The sequence below is a fragment of the Mycobacterium sp. NGS57 genome (genome assembly GCF_059812405.1).
Genome location: NZ_JCALCP010000015.1, coordinates 30932 through 49373, shown reverse-complemented (window position 1 = coordinate 49373; position 18442 = coordinate 30932). Strand labels below are relative to the sequence as shown.

Below are 18442 nucleotides of genomic sequence, written 5' to 3'. Positions count from 1 at the left end.
GGGAGGGCTAGTGCGAGGGGCGGGTCCAGGTCCGGGTGACCGGGTCGCACTGCAGCAGGTAGCCGTCGTTCGAGGTGGTCATGGCGAACACCGAGGTGTTGGGGCGGTCGCAGGAGCTGCCGGAGGCGTGCATGCCCATCGTGATCGGGGCCCGGGCCCAGGTGTTGCCCTCGCAGACGACCTGCTCATTGTTGGTCGGGTCGTAGGCCAGCTTGTCGACGTCGCCGCACAGCCCGCCGAGGACGGGCGGCGCAGGGTGCGACGGCGTGGCCGCCGCGCTGATCACCTGCGCGGGATCGGCCAGCGGCACGGCGGGGGCGTCGCCGATGCGGGCGGCGACCACCGGCACCCGCGCCACCGCGCCCTGGGCGCCGCATTCGTCGCTGAGCACCGTCTCGGTCACCGTGCCGCGCAGTGTGCCGTCGGCCTGCGGCGCCAGCGACCACGCGATCGTCTCCTGCTGGGTGGCCCGGACCTGCCCGTTCGGCTGGGTGCAGCCCAGCCGAACCTGCTGCGGCGTGCCCTGCCAGTAGCCGGCGACGAAGCGCAGCGCGTCGGTGTGGCCGCCGTCGGTGGTGCTGACCATCGTGTGGTTGGCGTGGTTGAGCTCGGTGCCGGTGGCCGCGCACCCGTCGGCCGTGCACGCCGAGCGAAAGGCCCACCAGCTGGTGGCGGCCCCGTCGTGGCGGACGGGGACGCCGTTGGCGGTCTGCTTGCTGCGGTCGAAGGTCAGCTGGTAGGTGCCGTTGAGCGCCGGCCCGCCGGGCAGCGCGGGGGCGGCGCTCGGCGCCGGCACCGACGGCTTGGAGGCGAGCGCCGGCGCGTTGGCCGGCGGGGTCGCCGCTTCGAACGAGTACAGGGTCGACCAGGTCGCCGCGATCGCGATCAGCACCGCGCACAGCAGCGCGGTCGCCCACCGGGTGCGCGACGAGAACCGGTGGTGCAGCCTCCGCCGGTGCGCGGGCTGCGGCGCCACGGCGTCGCCGGCTTCGCCGGCAACCTCGACGGCGGACGAGAAGGCGGACGAGAACGCGCGGCACCGTTCGAACCTGTCCTGAGGTTGCTTGGCAAGGGCCTTGGCGAAGACGTCGTCGAGGTGCGCCAGCTCCGGGCGGTGGTCGCTGAGCGTTGGCGGGTCGTCGTGCAGGTGCTGGCTGATCACCGCGACGGGATTGGGGTGCTGGAAGGGCGGCGCGCCGGTCAGCAGGTGAAAAGCCGTGGCGGCCAAGGCATATTGGTCCGCCCGGCCGTCGATGTTGGAGCCCGTCAGCTGTTCGGGCGCGGCGTAGGCCACGGTTCCGACCGCGACGTTCGTCTCGGTGATGCCGCTGATGTTGGCGAGGTGGCGGGCAACCCCGAAGTCCGCCAACAGGATTCGGCGCTCGCCCTCCTCCGGGTGGGTGAGCAGGATGTTGGCGGGCTTGACGTCGCGGTGCAGCAGCCCGCGGTCGTGCGCGTAGTCCAGCGCGCCGGCGACGGCCCGCACGATGGCGCACACCTCCTCGACCGGCAGGCCCTCGCGGTGGCGTTCCTTGACCAGCCGGGCGGCGTCGGTGCCCTCGACGTAGTCCATCGAAATCCACAGGTGCCCGCTGAATTCGCCGCGATCGTGCACGCCGACGATGTGCGGGTGCCACAGCGTGGCCGCCAGGTCGGCCTCGCGGTTGAACCTCTCGCGGAACTCGGTATCGGCGGTGACGGCCTCGGCGAGGACCTTGATGACGTCGCGGCGCGGCAGCCGGGGGTGCAACGCCAGGTAGACCTCGGCCATGCCGCCCGCGCCAAGCTGGCGCAGGATCGTGTAGCCCGCGAACGGCGCGCCGCCGCTCAGGGCGCGGCGCGGCCCGCCGGCCTCGGCGTCCGGGGCCGAATTGACCGGCGGAATGCGGTGCAGCAGGTGCGCGACGGTCGCCGAGGGCAGCGAGTGAAAGCCCGCGCGCAGGGCCTCGCGGGCCAGCCGTGGGTTGCTCAGCAACCGGCGCCCGGCGTCGAGTCGCCGGGTGGCCCCCCTACGTTCGTCCATCGATGGCTGCCCCTCCTGGTTCGCGTTCGAAGATGCCGGACCCCGGTGGGCGGTTGATCTCAGCAGGCTGTGAAACGGCTATGAGTCGCCGGAGCGACACAAAGACAAATCACAGGCGAGTCCCATGGAGGACACCGGAGCCGCGGACCGATACTTGAACGGTGACTCGACCCGCCCCGCCTGTCCTGACGATCCGGCACGAGGCTGCTGGTGGGTCCCAGCGTTCCTTCGCGGCCGGCCACGAGGTCGTCGTCGGCCGGGACACCAACGCCGACTTGCGGATTGCGGACCCCCGGATCTCCCGCGCGCATCTGATCGTGCGGTTCGATCAGGGCCGATGGCTGGCGATCGACAACGGCTCGCTGAACGGAACCTATGTCAACGGCTACCGGATGCCGGTCATCGACATCCACGACGGCCAGAGCATCAATGTCGGCAATCCGCAGGGGCCGCGGCTGACGTTCGCGGTCGGCCCGCAGCAGGGGCAGGCCAGCCAGCGGCCCCAGCCGCGGCCGGCGCGGGACTCCGGGCCGCCCACCCTGGCCTGGTCGGCGCCGCTGGAGCGGACGAACCCGACGGCCCCGCCGCGCGCGGTGCCGCCTCAGCCTCCCCCGCCGCCGCCCGGGCAGCCGGCGCGGCCTTCCGGCCCGATCAGGCGGCGCCCGGCGCCACCGCCACCCCTGTCGCCACCCGTGCAGACGACGCGGATCCCCGCCGCGCCGCAGCCGGCGGACGCGCCGCCGCCGGCCGAGTCCACGGTGATCGACGTCAAGAATGCCGACGTGTCGGACCTGGCCACCCGCTTCATGAAGCTGCTCTCGCCACGCATGTCGGCGGCCGCGCAAACGGCCGGCGCCAAGACGATCGGGCGCGCCGCCGACAGCGACATCGTCGTCTACGACGTCCTCGCTTCGCGCCACCACGCCACGCTGGTGCAGACCCCGCTCGGCACCGAGATCCGGGATAACAGCATCAACGGGACGTTCGTCAACGGCACCCGCGTGGGGTCGGCGATCCTTACCGACGACGACGTCGTGACCATCGGCAACGTCGACCTGGTGCTGCGCGACGGCACCCTGGTCCCGCTGAGTGAGGTCCCGTCACGCGGCGGCGGCCTGGAGGTGCGCAACGTCAAGTACGTCGTCGACAACGGCAAGCAGCTGCTCGACGACATCTCGCTGAGCGCCCGGCCCGGGACGCTGACCGCGGTGATCGGCGGGTCGGGCGCCGGCAAGAGCACGCTGGCCCGGCTGATCGCCGGCTACACCAGCCCCACCTCCGGCTCGGTGACCTTCGCGGGCCACGACATCCACGCCGAGTACGCGTCGTTGCGCAGCCGCATCGGCATGGTCCCCCAGGACGACGTGGTGCACCGCCAGCTCACCGTCAACCAGGCGCTGGGCTACGCCGCCGAGCTGCGGCTGCCGCCCGACACCGGCAAGGCCGACCGCGCCAAGGTCGTCGCCCAAGTGCTCCAGGAGCTTGACCTGACCAAGCACGCCGACACCCGCGTCGACAAGCTCTCCGGCGGGCAGCGCAAGCGCGCCTCGGTGGCGCTGGAGCTGCTGACCGGGCCGTCGCTGCTGATCCTCGACGAGCCGACGTCGGGCCTCGACCCCGCGCTGGACCACCAGGTCATGGCGATGCTGCGGCAGCTCGCCGACGCCGGCCGGGTGGTGATCGTGGTGACGCACATGCTGTCCTACCTCGACATCTGCGACCAGCTGCTGCTCGTCGCGCCGGGCGGCAAGACGGCCTACTTCGGCCCGCCCGACCGCATCGGTGACGCCATGGGCACCACCAACTGGGCCAAGATCTTCACCCAGGTGGGCGCCGACCCCGAGGAGGCGAACCGGCGGTTCCGGGCCGAGGCCCAGGAGCGACCGCAGAAGCCGCCCAGGAGCGACGAACCGGGCGACCTGGGCGCGCCCGTGCACACCAGCGTGCGCCGGCAGATCTCGACGGTGGCCCGCCGCCAGGTCCGCCTGGTCGTCGCCGACCGCGCCTATTTCGTCTTCCTGGCGCTGCTGCCGTTCATCCTGGGCGCGCTGTCGCTGACCGTGCCGGGCTCCAGCGGATTCCGCGTGCCCGACCCGCACGGCGGCACGCCCGACGAGTCCGCGCAGATACTCAACCTGCTGCTGCTGGCGGCGGCTTTCATGGGCACCGCGCTGACGATCCGCGACCTGGTCGGCGAGCGCGCGATCTTCCAGCGCGAACAGGCCGTCGGCCTCTCGACGTCGGCGTACCTGCTGGCCAAGACCGCGGTGTTCTGCGGGTTCGCCATCCTGCAGTCGGCGATCACGACGACGATCGTGGTGGTCGGCAAGGGCGCGCCGACCCGGGGCGCCGTCGTGCTGGGCCAGTCGACCGCGGCCGCCACCGTCGAGCTGTTCTTGACCGTCGCCGCGACGTGCGTGGCGTCGGCCATTCTGGGGCTTGCCATTTCGTCGCTGGTGCGGTCCAGCGAGCAGATCATGCCGCTGTTCGTGGTGTCGATCATGGCGCAGCTGGTGCTGTGCGGCGGCATGGTGCCGGTGACCGGCCGGCTGGCGCTGGACCAGCTGTCCTTCGCGATGCCGGCGCGCTGGGGGTACGCCGCCGCGGCGTCGACGGTCGACGTGCGGCACCTGGTGCCGGATTCGCTGCTGCCCCAGGACCGGTTCTGGCAGCACCTGGCCAAGATCTGGCTGATCGACATGGGCATGCTGGCCGCGTTGTCGGTGCTCTATGGCGGCTTCGTGCGCTGGAAGATCCGGTTACGCCGATAGGCTGAGCTCATCCATCCCCCGAAGCACGAAACGTTCGACCTGAACGCCCGCACCAACACCGACCCGAAGGGCATCGTGCGGGCCGTCGACGAGTACGTGGTGCGCCCGTGGGGGCTGTACCTGGCCCGCCCCACCCCCGGCCGGGCCCAGTTCCACTACCTCGAATCGTGGCTACTGCCCGCGCTGGGCCTGCGCGCCACCGTCTTTCACTTCAACGCCGGCCACGAGCGCGACCACGACTACTACCTCGACGTCGGCGAATACACGCCCGGCCCGACGGTGTGGCGTTCCGAGGACCACTACCTCGACCTCGAGGTGCGCACCGGCGCCGGGGCGGAGCTGACCGACATCGACGAACTGCTCGATGCCGTGCGCCATGGGTTGCTGGGGCCGGACATCGCCGAGCGGGCGGTACGGCGCGCAGTGGCCGCCGTCGACGGGCTGGCCCGCAACGGCTACGACCTGTCGCGGTGGCTCGGCACCCGCGGTGCGGACCTCACCTGGCGCGGCGCCGGAGCGGTTTCCTGACGGGGCCCAGGGGTATCACTGCGGGATGCGACGTGAAGACGCTCTGCCCGCGGCGGTGCGAGCGGCGCTGCACGACGAGCCGGTGCCCGACTGGCGCTCCCCCACCCTGGCCACCCTGACCGAGAAGCGGTTCTCCGACCCGGCCTGGATCTTCGAGCGCAAGTTCGACGGGATGCGCTGCCTGGCCTTCCGCGACGGCGACCGGGTGCGGCTGCTGTCGCGAAATCGACTGCCGCTCAACGGCACCTACCCGGAGTTGGTGGACGCGCTGGGCGCGCAGCGCACGACCCGGTTCGTGCTCGACGGCGAAGTGGTGGCGTTCGAGGGGCGCCGGACCAGCTTCGCCCGGCTGCAGGGACGGCTGGGCATCACCGACCCCGAGGTCGCCCGGGCGTCGCCGGTGCGGGTCTTCTACTACGTGTTCGACCTGCTGCATCTCGACGGCTCGTCGACCACCGAGGTGCCGCTGCTGTGGCGAAAGCGGCTGCTGCGCAAGGCCATTGATTTCGAGGATCCGCTGCGGTTCGCGCCGCACCGCCGCGAGGACGGCGTCTCGGCCTACCGCCAGGCGTGCGAACGCGGCGACGAGGGCGTGATCGCCAAGCTCGCCGACTCCCGCTACGACGGCCGCCGCTCACCGAACTGGCTGAAGTTCAAGTGCGTGCGCGACCAGGAATTCGTCGTCGGCGGCTACACGGGCCCCAAGGGCAGCCGCATCGAGTTGGGCGCGCTGCTGCTGGGCTACCACGACGGCCGCGACCTGGTCTACGCCGGCAAGGTGGGTACCGGTTTCGACGAGCCCACCCTGCGCCGCCTGCACGCTCGACTGTCGCCCCTCGAGCAGGGCTCGGCGCCGTTCACCCGGGGTCTGGTGCGCGAGAACGGCGCCCGCTGGGTGCGCCCGGAGCTGGTGGTCGAGGTCGGGTTCAGCGAGTGGACGCGCGACGGCAAGCTGCGCCATCCGCGCTACCTGGGTCTGCGCACCGACAAGGACCCCGCCGACGTCGTCCGGGAGACGCGCTGATGGCACCGCGGGTCGAGATCACCCATCCGGATCGCGTCGTGTTCCCGGCGGACGGCATCACCAAGGGCGAACTGGCCGACTATTACGGCGAGGTCGCCGCCACCATGGTGCCGCACCTGAAGGGCCGGGCGCTGACCGTGCAGCGGTTTCCCCGCGGCATCGGCGAAAAAGGTTTCGTGCAACAGGATTTCGCCGACTCGCTGCCGGACTGGATGGGCAAAGTCGAGGTGCGCCGGGAGGGAGGGGCGGGCGGCACCTTGATCCACCCGGTGGCCGACAGCCCGCAAGCATTGCGGTGGCTGGCCAACCAGAGCTGCGTGACCCTGCACGTGTGGCAGTCGCGGCGCGACCGGCTGCACCACCCCGACCGGCTGGTATTCGACCTCGACCCCTCCGACGGCGACTTCGCCGTGGTGCGGGCGACCGCCCGCACCGTGGCCGGGCTGCTCGACGACCTCGGGCTGGCGTGTTACGTGCAGACCACCGGGTCGCGCGGCCTGCACGTGGTGACCCCGGTGCGCCCCGACACCGATTTCGACACCGCCCGCCAGTTCGCCCGCGATGTCGCCGAGGTGGTCGCGGCCGACGACCCCGCGCACCGCACCGTGGAGGCCCGCAAGGACAAGCGGGGCGATCGCGTGTACCTGGACATCATGCGAAACGCCTACGCGCAGACCGCGGTCGCGCCGTACTCGGTCCGGGCCCGCGCGGGCGCCCCGGTGGCCACCCCGCTGGAGTGGGACGAGCTCGACACACACGGCTTGCGCGCGGACCGGTTCACGATCCGCGACCTGCCCAAACGCCTTGCCGGGCAACGCGACCCGTGGGCCGGCATGCCCCGGCACGCCCGTTCGCTGTCCGGCCCCGCGCGGCGCCTGGCGAAGCTTCGTGCCTGAGCTGCCCGACGTCGAGGGGTTTCGGCGCGGGCTGGCCCCCTGCCTTCCCGGCCGCCGGATCCGGCGCGTGCGGGTGCACGACCCCGGCATCCTGCGCAACACCACCGCCGCGGCGCTGGGCCGGCAACTGGAGGGCCGTCGCTTCGATGACCCGCGCCGGCACGGCAAGTGGCTGATCCTGCCGACCGACGGCCCGACGCTGCTGGTGCACAGCGGGATGACGGGGCATCCGCACTACGCCGCCGATGCCGCCGAGACTCACGAGCCGTACGAGCGGCTGGTGCTCGAGCTGGACCGGGGCGAACTGCGCTACGCCGACCTGCGCAAGCTGCGCGGGGTGTGGCTGGCCGACGACGACGAGGACGTCGCGGCCGTGACGGGGCCGCAAGGCCCCGACGCGCTGGGGCTCGGGTTGCCGGCGTTCCGCGAGGTGCTGCGGAGTCGACGGGGCCGTGTGAAGCCCACGCTGATGGACCAGTCGGTGATCGCGGGCCTGGGCAACTTGCTGACCGACGAGATTTGCTGGCGGGCCCTGATCGCGCCGTCTCGTCCGGTCGCCGACCTGAGGCCCGACGACGTCGCGCGGCTGCACACCGCGATGACCCGGGTGCTGCGCACGTCGGTGCGGCACGGCCGGGTGCCCGGGCTGCCGCGGTGGCTGACCGGGGTGCGCGACGAACCCGACCCGTCCTGCCCGCGGTGCGGCACCCGTCTCGCGCGCGGACGGGTCGGTGGGCGGACAACGATGTGGTGTCCTCGCTGCCAGTCCGAGTAATCTCGGCGGCTATGAGCAACCACAGGTGGATCGCGATCGCGGCCCTGACCGCCCTCGCGGCGGGTTCTCAGCTAAGCCCGGCGACCGCGCGGGCGGAGTTGCACAACATCACCTACCGCGCCCGGATCGACGCCATGACCACCGGCAGCCAGGCCACGTTCGTGATCAACGCCGGCCAGACGAACACCGCCGGTCTGGGCACGATGCCCGGCACGGTGTTCGAGGCCGACACCGTGCTGCCCGACCCGCAGCAGGCCGGCATGGCGATCGTGGTGCACTGGCCGTACTCGGCGAACGTGCACTGCGAGATCGACGTCGACGACAACGTCTTCGTTCAGGTCGACCAGGTCGTCCGGCCCGCGCCCGGCAATGCGGGTCCGCAGAACGGTGTGCTGCCGTGCGGGGCGCCGCTGCCCGGGTAGGCCCTTCAGTCACCCTGGCCACACCGGTCCCCGCCACGGACCACCACTCCAGTTGCCCGCCTCGGAGCGACAAGGGGCTGGTGTGACTGCTGTGACCAGCCGCCGCTACGCCCGCCACCCGGTCAAGCCGGCCCACTCCCACGCGCGCCGGTAGGCATCGGCGAACCACGGCTCCTTGGCGGCGACATAGGCCGAAACGTCACCGCCCGCAGCCTGTTCGGCCTCGCGCTTGACGGCCAGGTAGTCCGCGCGCGCCTCGGCGTCGGCCGTCAGCCAGTCCACGAACAGCAGCGCGAACCGCTGATTGGGCCGCCCGTCCACCCGGATGTGCACATTGGTCGGCCGGCCCGGGTCCGCCGAGCCGTGAATCCGCTTGCCCCACAGGGCAGGATCGGGGGCTTCGCCCCCCTTGGCCACGTCCTCGGTGATGCCTTCGATGCGGGGGTAGCCGGCCGCCAACAACGGCTCGGCGAGTTCGTCGGCCACGGAAAGCGATTCGACGCTGATCTGCACGTCGATGACGTCCTTGGCGGGGAAGTCCGGCACGGCCGTCGACCCGATGTGATCGATCCGCAGCGCCCGATGGCCGCACGCGGTCTTCAACCGGTTGACGATGCGCAGCGCCTGTTCCGGCCAGGCCGGGTCGGGCGACACCAATCGTGCGGGCGCCCTGGCGATTTCACCCGCACTCAGGTTGTGCGCGAACGGCACGATGCGGTCGTCCCACACCGTACGGGCCCGCTCGACCAATTCGTCTTGCGTGCCCGAGTTGTCCAGCCAGATGTCGGCGACCGCGCGGCGCTGCTCGTCGTCGGCCTGCGCGGCGATCCTGGCGCGGGCGTCTTCCTCCGGCATGCCGCGCTGGTCGACGAGCCGCCGCAGCCGCACCTCGACGTCGGCGTGCACGATGACCACGAGCGGGAACAACGGCGCCATCCCGGACTCCACCAGCAGCGGAATGTCCTCCACCACAACCGAATCGGCCGGGACCGACGCGATGATCTCCGCGCGCCGCTTGCCCACCAGCGGGTGCACGATCCCGTTGAGCACCCCGCGCGCGTCGTCGTCGCGAAACGCCTTGGCGGCCAACGCCGGGCGGTCCAGCGCTCCGTCGGGAAGCAGGATGTCGCCACCGAACGCGTCGACCAGGGCCGCCAGGCCCGCGGTGCCGGGCTCGACCACCTCGCGCGCGATCACGTCACCGTCGACGATGACCGCACCGCATTCGGCGAAGGTGGCCGAGAGCGCCGACTTGCCGGCGCCGATGCCACCGGTCAACCCGATGCGCAGCATCCGCGGCCGTATTAGGCGTTGCCGGCGAGCTTTTCGCGCAGGGCCGCCAATTGCGCGTCGCTGGCCAGCGAACCACCCGCCGACTTCTCCGACGACGTGCCGTTGGCCGGCGCCGACTCACCGGCGGCATGCGCCGCCGACTCGGCCTCGGCGAACTTCTCCATCTGCGCGGTGTGCATCTTGTGCCGCCGCTCGGCCTCGGCGTAGCGTGCCTCCCACTCCTGGCGCTGTGCGTCGAAGCCCTCGAGCCACTCGTTGGTCTCGGAGTCGAAGCCCTCGGGGAAGATGTAGTTGCCCTGCTCGTCGTAGCTGTCGGCCATGCCGTACTTCGCCGGGTCGAATTCCTCGGTGTAGTCCTCGTTGGCCTGCTTCAGCGACAACGAGATCCGGCGGCGCTCCAGGTCGATGTCGATGACCTTGACCATCGCGTCGTCGCCGACGGCGACCACCTGGTCGGGCACCTCGACGTGGCGCTCGGCCAGCTCGGAGATGTGCACCAGGCCCTCGATCCCCTCCTCGACGCGGACGAACGCGCCGAACGGAACCAGCTTGGTGACCTTGCCCGGCACGATCTGGCCGATCGCGTGGGTGCGCGCGAAGTGCCGCCACGGGTCTTCCTGAGTCGCCTTCAGCGACAACGAAACCCGCTCGCGGTCCATGTCGACGTCGAGCACCTCGACGGTGACCTCGTCGCCCACCTGTACCACCTCGGACGGGTGGTCGATGTGCTTCCAACTCAGCTCGGAGACGTGCACCAGGCCGTCCACCCCGCCGAGGTCGACGAACGCGCCGAAGTTGACGATCGAGGAGACCACACCCTTGCGGATGCTGCCCTTCTGCAGCTGGTTGAGGAACTCGCTGCGCACCTCGGACTGGGTCTGCTCCAGCCAGGCCCGCCGGGACAGCACCACGTTGTTGCGGTTCTTGTCCAGCTCGATGATCTTGGCCTCGATCTCCTTGCCGATGTACGGCTGCAGATCGCGCACCCGCCGCATCTCGACGAGTGAGGCGGGCAGGAAGCCGCGCAACCCGATGTCGAGGATCAGGCCGCCCTTGACCACTTCGATGACCGTGCCCTTGACGGCCTCGTCCTTCTCCTTGAGGGCCTCGATGGTGCCCCAGGCGCGCTCGTACTGGGCGCGCTTCTTGGACAGGATCAGCCGGCCCTCTTTGTCCTCCTTGGTGAGAACCAGGGCCTCGACCTCGTCACCGACGGAAACGACCTCGTTCGGGTCGACGTCGTGCTTGATGGAGAGCTCGCGGGCGGGGATGACCCCTTCGGTCTTGTAGCCGATGTCGAGGAGCACCTCGTCCCGGTCCACTTTGACGATCGTGCCCTCGACGATGTCGCCATCGTTGAAGTACTTGATCGTTTTGTCTATTGCGGCGAGAAAGTCCTCGCTCGAGCCAATGTCGTTGACGGCTACTTGGGGCGAGGTGACGGTGGGACTCGGCATGTTGTTGGGTTGCTCCGGACAGGTTGGGTCGTAGGGACAAAACGGGATTTACCTGTCGAGGCTACTCGACGTGGCACAACCTGGACAAACCCGGTGCCGTCGGCTCACGCCGGGCGGTGTTCCACGCGGGTGGTGAGCGCGCCGTGGTAGCTCATCGGCACGGGGAACGACAGCCACGCCTCGGACATCGGCCCGCCGTCGGCGCGGGCCGCGTCCACCACCTTCGACCTGCTGCGATGCCGCGATCTCGGCCTTCCCGCAATAGCGCGAGGGCGCCCGGGCGTCCGCCATCGTCATAAACGACCGTGTGTCTATTAGGGTGGGGGGTCGTCTTGAAAGGGCAGCGCGGCACCGCCGTCCCAGCACAGGGTAGTGAGGTGTTCGACCAGCGCGGACCGGGGCATGGTCCCGGCGCGGCACCACCATTCGGCGGCCGACACCGCCGACCCGACGATGGCGCGCGACCACGGCGCCGCGGCGGCGCGGGCTTCCTCGGAGCGCGACGACGCGGTCAGCATCAGTTCGACCGCGCCGGCCAGTTGCTCGAAGACGCCGGTCGACGGGTCGACGGTCAGGGCCCGGTAGAGGTTCGGCTCGGCTTCCAGCCACGTGGAGATGACGTCGAAGAACAGCGCCATGCGCTGCCGCAGGTCGATGGAACCGGCTGCGCGCGTGGTGATTTCATCGAGCAGGCGCTGCGCGGTGCGTTGGCTCAGCGCCGCCACCAGCGCGTCGCGGTTGGGGTACATCGCATACACCGCGGACCGGACGAAGCCGGCCTCGGCAGCGACGTCGACCAGGCCGGCGGCGGGACCCTTGGCGCGGATCGCCCGCTCGGCGGCGTCGAGCAGCACGGCCCGCCGCTCGGCCGGGTCCACCCGGGAGCCGGCCGGGCGACCGCGACCGCGCTTGACCGGGCGCATGCTCAGTGCGCCGCCGCGTCCCAGCTGCGGCCGTAGCCCACCGACACCTCCAGCGGGACGTCGAGCGGGTAGGCGCCGCCCATCTTGTCGCGGACCAGCTCCTCGAGCCGTTCGCGTTCGCCGGGCGCGATTTCGAACAGCAGCTCGTCGTGCACCTGCAGCAGCATGCGCGAGGCCAGCCCGGCCTCGTCGATCGCCTTGTCGACCTCGATCATCGCCACCTTGATGATGTCGGCGGCGCTGCCCTGGATGGGCGCGTTGAGCGCCGCCCGCTCGGCGGCCTCGCGCACCTGGCGGTTGCTGCTGTCCAGCTCGGGCAGGTAGCGCCGCCGGCCCAGCACCGTTTCGGTGTAGCCGTCCTTGCGGGCCTGCTCGACGACGTCCATCAGGTAGTCGCGCACCCCGCCGAACCGGGCGAAGTAGGCGTCCATCTGTTCCTTGGCATCTTCGGTGGAGATCTTCAGCTGTTGCGACAGGCCGTAGGCGCTCAGGCCGTAGGCCAGCCCGTACGACATCGCCTTGACCCGGCGGCGCAGTTCGGCGGTGACCTCCTCGATCGGCACGCCGAACGCCCGCGAGGCGACGAACGAGTGCAGGTCCTCCCCCGTATTGAAGGCTTCGATGAGGCCCGCGTCGCGGGACAGGTGGGCCATGATCCGCATCTCGATCTGGCTGTAGTCGGCCGTCATCAGCTCGGAGTAAGCCTTGCCGACCACGAACGCATCGCGGATCCGGCGGCCGGCCTCGGTGCGGATGGGGATGTTCTGCAGGTTGGGCTCGGTCGACGACAGCCGGCCCGTCGCCGCGATGGTCTGGTTGAACGTGGTGTGGATGCGCCCGTCGGAGGCCACCGAGTTCAGCAGCCCGTCGACGGTGACCTTGAGCCGGGTGACGTCGCGGTGGGTGAGCAGGTGTTGCAGGAACGGGTGGCCGGTCTTGTCGAACAGTGACTGCAGGGCGTCCGCATCGGTGGTGTAGCCGGTCTTGGTGCGCTTGGTCTTCGGCATCTCCAGCTCGTCGAAGAGCACCGTCTGCAATTGCTTGGGCGAGCCCAGGTTGATCTGCTTGCCGATCACCTCATAGGCCGCCTCGGCCGCGTCGCGGATCTGGTGGGCGAAATCGCTTTGCAGCTCGCCGAGCAACTCCAAATCCACTGCGATGCCGGCGTTTTCCATCCCGGCCAGCACCCGCTGCACCGGCAGTTCCATGCCGGATAGCAGCGACGTGGAGTTGATGCGGGCCAGCTCCTCGTCGAGCGCGTCGGCCAGGTCCAGCACCGCGACGGCCCGCAGGATCAGCGTCTGCACCGCCTGGTCGTCGGTGCCCTCGGTGTCGTCGAGCAGCGAAAGCTGTTGCTGCTCGGGGTTTTCCGCGCGCAGTTCGCGGCGCAGGTAGCGCAGCGACAGGTCGTCGAGGGAGAAGCTGCGCTGCCCGGGGCGCACCAGGTAGGCGGCCAGCGCGGTGTCGGAGGTGACGCCGGCCAGCGTCCAGCCCCGACCGGCCAGGTCGTGCATCGCCAGCTTGGCCTCGTGCAGCGCCTTGGGCGGGCCCGGGTCGGCCAGCCACGACGCCAGCGCGGCCTCGTCGTCGGGGTGCAGCGTCGCGGTGTCGAGGTAGCGGCCGTCGCCGTCGGCGGACACGATGGCCAGCGCGGTGGCGTCGGCGTCGTAGGCGAGGTGGGTGCCGACGACGGCCAGGCCGAACCGCCGCCCGGAGCTGTGCTCGGCCAGCCACGCGGCCAGCTCCCCGGCTTCCAGCGCGCCGCCGCGCACGTCGAACCCGGCGTCGACCTCGGGCTCGACCGCGGCCAGCGTCTCGAACAGCCGGTCGCGCAGCACCCGGAACTCCAGGTCGTCGAACAGGCGGTGGATCTGGTCGCGGTCCCACGGCAGCAGCCGCAGCGTGTCCGGGGTCTGGGCCAGCGGCACGTCCTTGACGAGGTCGGTGAGCTCGCGGTTGCGGATGACGCCGGCCAGGTTGGCGCGCAGCGCGTCGCCCACCTTGCCGCGCACCGAGTCGACGTTGTCGACCAGCCCCTGCAGCGAGCCGTACTCGGCGATCCACTTCGACGCGGTCTTCTCCCCCACCCCGGGGATGCCGGGCAGGTTGTCGCTGGGATCCCCGCGCAGGGCGGCGAAGTCGGGGTATTGCGTCGGGGTCAGCCCGTACTTCTCGACGACGGCCTCGGGGGTGAAGCGGGTCAGCTCGCTCACGCCCTTGCGCGGGTAGAGCACCGTCACGTCGTCGCTGACCAGCTGCAGGGAGTCGCGGTCGCCGGTGACCACCAGGACGCGGTAGCCCTCGTTCTCGGCCTGGGTGGCCAGCGTGGCGATCAGGTCGTCGGCCTCGAAGCCCTGCTCCGAGAGCACCGTGATGCCCAGCGCGTTGAGTACTTCCTTGGTGATGTCGATCTGGCCGTGGAACTCGTCGGGCGTCGCCGACCGGTTGGCCTTGTACTCGGGGTAGCGCTCGGAACGGAACGTCTGCCGGGAGACGTCGAACGCCGCGGCGATGTGGGTGGGGGCCTCGTCGCGCAGCAGGTTGATCAGCATGGCGGTGAAGCCGTAGACCGCGTTGGTGGTCAGCCCGCCGCGGGTCTTGAAGTTCTCGGCGGGCAGCGCGTAGAACGCCCGGAACGCCAGCGAATTGCCGTCCAGCAGCATGAGCGTCGGCTTGGGGTCCGCAGTCACGCTCTCACTCTAGGCACGCGGGGTGACGGGTCCGGCGCCGCGGCGAAACTGCAACACGTTTCAGTTTTGTGCCCGCGCTGGGTAGGCTGGCCGGGTGCAAGAGGTCACCAGCCCACAACCCGCGATCGACGGTTGGTTCGCCGCCGACGACACCGGCAAAGCCCACCTGATCGGCGCCAAGTGCCCCGCGTGCGGCACCTACGTGTTCCCGCCCCGGGAGAACAACTGCCCCAACCCCGGCTGCACCAACGACGCGCTGGAGTCGGTCGCGCTGTCGACGCGGGGAACGCTGTGGAGCTACACCGAAAACCGCTACGCGCCCCCGCCGCCGTACCCGTCGCCGGATCCGTTCGAGCCGTTCGCCGTCGCCGCGGTGCAACTTGCCGACGAGGGTTTGATCGTGCTGGGCAAGGTGGTCGAGGGCACGCTGGCCGCCGACCTGAAGGTCGGCATGGAGATGGAGCTGACCACCATGCCGCTGTTTGTCGACGACGAGGGCGTGCAGCGCGTCGTACACGCCTGGCGGCGCGCATCATGAGCGCGCCCGAACCCGTCTACATCCTGGGCGCGGGCATGCACCCGTGGGGCAAATGGGGCCGCGACTTCACCGAGTACGGCGTGGTGGCCGCCCGTGCCGCGCTGGCCGAGGCGGGCCTGGACTGGCGCCAGATCGAGTTGGTCGCCGGCGCCGACACCATCCGCAACGGCTATCCCGGGTTCGTCGCCGGGGCGACGTTCGCGCAGAAGCTGGGCTGGAACGGGGTGCCGGTCAGCTCGAGCTACGCCGCGTGCGCCAGCGGTTCGCAGGCGCTGCAGAGCGCGCGGGCCCACATCCTGGCGGGCCTGTGCGACGTCGCGCTGGTGATCGGCGCCGACACCACGCCCAAGGGCTTCTTCGCGCCCGTCGGGGGCGAACGCAAGAATGACCCCGACTGGCAGCGCTTCCACCTGATCGGCGCGACCAACACCGTGTACTTCGCGCTGCTGGCGCGGCGGCGGATGGACCTCTACGGCGCCACGCTCGAGGACTTCGCTCAGGTGAAGGTCAAGAACTCCCGGCACGGGCTCAACAATCCGAATGCCCGCTACCGCAAGGAGAATTCGATCGACGACGTGCTGGCCAGCCCGGTCGTCTCGGATCCCCTTCGGCTGCTTGACATCTGCGCGACGTCCGACGGCGCGGCCGCGTTGATCGTGGCGAGCAAGTCGTTCGCCGAGAAGCACCTGGGCTCGGTGGCGGGTGTGCCGTCGGTGCGCGCGATCAGCACGGTCACCCCGCGCTATCCCCAGCACCTGCCCGAATTGCCCGACATCGCAACGGATTCCACCGCGACGGTGCCGGCGCCGGATCGGGTGTTCAAGGACCAGATCCTCGACGCGGCCTACGCCGAGGCGGGCATCGGGCCCGAGGATTTGAGCCTGGCCGAGGTCTACGATCTGTCCACCGCTTTGGAGCTCGACTGGTACGAGCATTTGGGCCTGTGCGGTAAGGGCGAGGCCGAGGGCCTGCTGCGCAGCGGCGCCACCGCGATCGGCGGCAGGATCCCGGTGAACCCGTCGGGCGGGCTGGCCTGCTTCGGCGAGGCCATCCCGGCCCAGGCGATCGCGCAGGTGTGCGAGTTGGCCTGGCAGCTGCGCGGTCAGGCCACCGGCCGGCAGGTGGAGAACGCCACCGTCGGCGTCACCGCCAACCAGGGCCTGTTCGGCCACGGCTCGTCGGTGATCGTCGCCCGCTAGGTTTTTATTCGGCGCCCGTTGGGGCGCGAGCGTCCGCAAATGTACGCATTTGACGGCGTGTCGGCGTACAGACGCGGGCGCTCGCGGTTGGGGAAAGGCTATTCGGCGGGGTTGTCCAGGGTTTCCAGGACGACCTCGGCCACCCGCTTCATGGTGGTGCGCCGGTCCATCGCGGCGCGCTGAATCCACTTGAACGCCTCGGGCTCGGTCATGCCCTGCTTGCTCTGCAGCACGCCCTTGGCGCGTTCGACGAGCTTGCGGGTCTCCAGCTGGTCGGTCAGTGTGGCCACTTCCCGCTCCAGCTCGCTGATCTCGCCGAAGCGGCTGACGGCCAGCTCGATGGCCGGGATCAGGTCGCTGATGGTGAACGGCTTGACCAGGTAGGCCATGGCGCCGGCGTCGCGGGCCCGCTCGACCAGGTCGCGCTGGCTGAACGCGGTCAGCACCACGATCGGCGCGATGCGTTTGCCGGCGATCTCCGTCGCCGCGTCGATCCCGTCGCGGCGCGGCATCTTCACGTCCATGATCACCAGGTCCGGCTTGTGCAGCTCGGCCAGCTCGACGGCCTCCTGCCCGTCGCCGGCCTCGCCGACGATTTCGTAGCCCTCCTCCCGCAGCATCTCGGCCAGGTCCATGCGGATGAGCGCTTCGTCTTCGGCGATCAGGACCCGGCGCGGCGCGGCGGCGTCGGTGTCGGTCGTGGGGCCTGCCATGACCGACATTGTGTCGTGGGCGGCTGCCAGGGCGACGTCGGGGGTTGCTCTAAGGTGGGAGGCCGGATCGAGCCCTCGTATCCCAACTGGCAGAGGAAACGGATTCAAAACCCGTACAGTGTGAGTTCGAATCTCACCGAGGGCACCGTAGACAGGCATGGCCAAGCCGATCCCTTCAGCCGAAGCGACTCTTCGGTCTCGCTTCGACGTGTGGGACTGGCTCGCAGTCACCGGGCTCGGTATCTCCGCGGGTGTCGTCGTCCTGTCCGGAGCCCTGATCGGCAGTAACTCCAATCTCGTCAAACGATGGTGTCTGGCCGGCCTGATCGCAGGAACTCTGGCGTCAATCGTCCTGACTGGTCTGACTTATCGGCGAACCAAGGCTCGCGAAGTCGAGGCAATCGATAACGCTCGTCTGCGGGAGGAGACCGCACGGCGCATCGAGATAGCTGCTCGTACGGAAGCGCAGATCGAGATCGGCTCAGCGATAAATCCGATGATCACCAGCATGCTGAAGGGAATCGCCGACCTCCGGGGTGCCGGCCCAACTGATGCTTCAGCTGCTCGACGGAGCCTACGCGAAACGGTGCAAGAGCTCGCGGTGAACATCGCACCGAGAGTCGTCGGCCCCAAAGATGAAACGCGGTCATGCTACTTCGATTTTCAGCCCGGTCCCCCTAAAAGGCTGGTCCCTACCCATCAAGGCGGATGTGTTCGGTATTTGGACCCGAAGATCGAATCATTCGTCGCGGGCACCCGACATGGCGACCATGTCATCGGCAAGGTTCAGACAAATCAGTCTGAGTTCTATCCCGACTTGGATGAGTCGAAACCGGACGGATTTGATATCAGCACGTTGGGTTACCGAACATTCATTTCAGTACCGGTGGCGTCGGCCCTCGGCGCTAACAGCACCGCATACGGACTTCTATCGGTCGACGCGACAAAGGCAGGGCAACTCGGCACTACGGGGCTCGCCAACCGCGACGTGGCCCTGATGCAGGTGCTGGCAGGCCTGGTCACTGTCGCGATGGCAGTCGCCCACGAGCCAGAAACACCAGCGGCGAACGAGCAAGCGTGGACGCCGGCCAAAGCGTCAACGACGCCAGGCCGCGGCAAACATCGCCTAGACACGATCAGGCGACGCCTGTCGCGACGCAACGATGTCACCTGACTCCGCCTACACTGGA

Annotated in this window: 15 protein-coding genes and 1 tRNA gene; 10 read left to right on the top strand and 6 right to left on the bottom strand. The window is 70.0% G+C overall.

Features of this window, described 5'->3' with window-relative positions:
* Positions 1–7: 7 nt before the first annotated feature.
* Positions 8–2023: a serine/threonine-protein kinase gene (locus AC5Y43_RS22995; protein ID WP_499976341.1), complete on the bottom strand. Its 2016-nt coding sequence runs from the start codon at positions 2021–2023 to the stop codon at positions 8–10.
* A gap of 161 nt (positions 2024–2184) precedes the next feature.
* Here AC5Y43_RS22995 and AC5Y43_RS22990 point away from each other — a divergent pair, with 161 nt between their 5' ends.
* The 6 genes from AC5Y43_RS22990 to AC5Y43_RS22965 all read left to right on the top strand — a co-directional run bounded on the left by AC5Y43_RS22990 (position 2185) and on the right by AC5Y43_RS22965 (position 8439).
* The gene (locus AC5Y43_RS22990; protein ID WP_499976336.1) at positions 2185–4794 is read left to right on the top strand and encodes an ATP-binding cassette domain-containing protein; all 2610 of its coding nucleotides are present in this window, start codon (positions 2185–2187) and stop codon (positions 4792–4794) included.
* A 75-nt stretch (positions 4795–4869) separates the two neighbouring features.
* Complete coding sequence (locus tag AC5Y43_RS22985) at positions 4870–5322, top strand: ribonuclease FAU-1 family protein (protein ID WP_499976332.1); 453 nt, start codon at positions 4870–4872, stop codon at positions 5320–5322.
* A gap of 25 nt (positions 5323–5347) precedes the next feature.
* Positions 5348–6346, top strand: coding sequence for a non-homologous end-joining DNA ligase (gene ligD / locus AC5Y43_RS22980; RefSeq protein ID WP_499976330.1), 999 nt, complete (start codon positions 5348–5350; stop codon positions 6344–6346).
* Complete coding sequence (gene ligD, locus AC5Y43_RS22975) at positions 6346–7242, top strand: non-homologous end-joining DNA ligase (RefSeq protein ID WP_499976328.1); 897 nt, start codon at positions 6346–6348, stop codon at positions 7240–7242. The genes ligD (AC5Y43_RS22980) and ligD (AC5Y43_RS22975) overlap by 1 nt, the downstream gene beginning before the upstream one ends.
* Positions 7235–8017 carry an Fpg/Nei family DNA glycosylase gene (locus tag AC5Y43_RS22970; RefSeq protein ID WP_499976325.1) on the top strand — a complete coding sequence of 261 codons (783 nt, stop codon included), beginning with the start codon at positions 7235–7237 and terminating at the stop codon, positions 8015–8017. Before ligD (AC5Y43_RS22975) ends, AC5Y43_RS22970 begins: the two co-directional genes overlap by 8 nt.
* Positions 8018–8028: 11 nt before the next feature.
* A complete protein-coding gene (locus AC5Y43_RS22965; RefSeq protein WP_499976321.1) occupies positions 8029–8439 on the top strand; it encodes a hypothetical protein in 411 nt (136 codons plus the stop codon).
* 105 nt (positions 8440–8544) lie between these two features.
* Here the strand turns inward: AC5Y43_RS22965 and coaE are convergent, their stop codons facing one another.
* The 4 genes from coaE to polA form a co-directional block, all read right to left on the bottom strand.
* The gene (coaE, locus tag AC5Y43_RS22960; protein WP_499976319.1) at positions 8545–9732 is read right to left on the bottom strand and encodes a dephospho-CoA kinase; all 1188 of its coding nucleotides are present in this window, start codon (positions 9730–9732) and stop codon (positions 8545–8547) included.
* Positions 9733–9743: 11 nt separating this feature from the next.
* A complete protein-coding gene (rpsA, locus tag AC5Y43_RS22955) occupies positions 9744–11189 on the bottom strand; it encodes a 30S ribosomal protein S1 (RefSeq protein WP_499976317.1) in 1446 nt (481 codons plus the stop codon).
* 314 nt (positions 11190–11503) lie between these two features.
* Positions 11504–12112 (bottom strand): TetR family transcriptional regulator, encoded by a 609-nt coding sequence (locus AC5Y43_RS22950; RefSeq protein WP_499976316.1) that lies wholly within the window; start codon positions 12110–12112, stop codon positions 11504–11506.
* A 2-nt stretch (positions 12113–12114) separates the two neighbouring features.
* Positions 12115–14775 (bottom strand): DNA polymerase I, encoded by a 2661-nt coding sequence (gene polA, locus AC5Y43_RS22945; protein WP_499976422.1) that lies wholly within the window; start codon positions 14773–14775, stop codon positions 12115–12117.
* Between the two features lie 121 nt (positions 14776–14896).
* Here polA and AC5Y43_RS22940 point away from each other — a divergent pair, with 121 nt between their 5' ends.
* Both AC5Y43_RS22940 and AC5Y43_RS22935 read left to right on the top strand, forming a co-directional pair.
* On the top strand, positions 14897–15340 hold the full coding sequence (locus AC5Y43_RS22940; RefSeq protein ID WP_499976314.1) for a Zn-ribbon domain-containing OB-fold protein: 444 nt from the start codon (positions 14897–14899) through the stop codon (positions 15338–15340).
* Positions 15337–16539: a lipid-transfer protein gene (locus AC5Y43_RS22935; RefSeq protein ID WP_499976313.1), complete on the top strand. Its 1203-nt coding sequence runs from the start codon at positions 15337–15339 to the stop codon at positions 16537–16539. The genes AC5Y43_RS22940 and AC5Y43_RS22935 overlap by 4 nt, the downstream gene beginning before the upstream one ends.
* Positions 16540–16637: 98 nt before the next feature.
* Here AC5Y43_RS22935 and AC5Y43_RS22930 read toward each other — a convergent pair whose 3' ends face one another.
* Positions 16638–17252, bottom strand: a complete 615-nt coding sequence (locus AC5Y43_RS22930; RefSeq protein ID WP_499976312.1) for an ANTAR domain-containing response regulator — start codon at positions 17250–17252, stop codon at positions 16638–16640.
* Between the two features lie 71 nt (positions 17253–17323).
* On the opposite strand from AC5Y43_RS22930, the gene AC5Y43_RS22925 reads away from it, so the two are divergent.
* Both AC5Y43_RS22925 and AC5Y43_RS22920 read left to right on the top strand, forming a co-directional pair.
* A tRNA-Leu gene (locus AC5Y43_RS22925) sits at positions 17324–17397 on the top strand.
* A 12-nt stretch (positions 17398–17409) separates the two neighbouring features.
* Complete coding sequence (locus AC5Y43_RS22920; protein ID WP_499976309.1) at positions 17410–18426, top strand: hypothetical protein; 1017 nt, start codon at positions 17410–17412, stop codon at positions 18424–18426.
* The last annotated feature ends 16 nt before the right edge of the window (positions 18427–18442 follow it).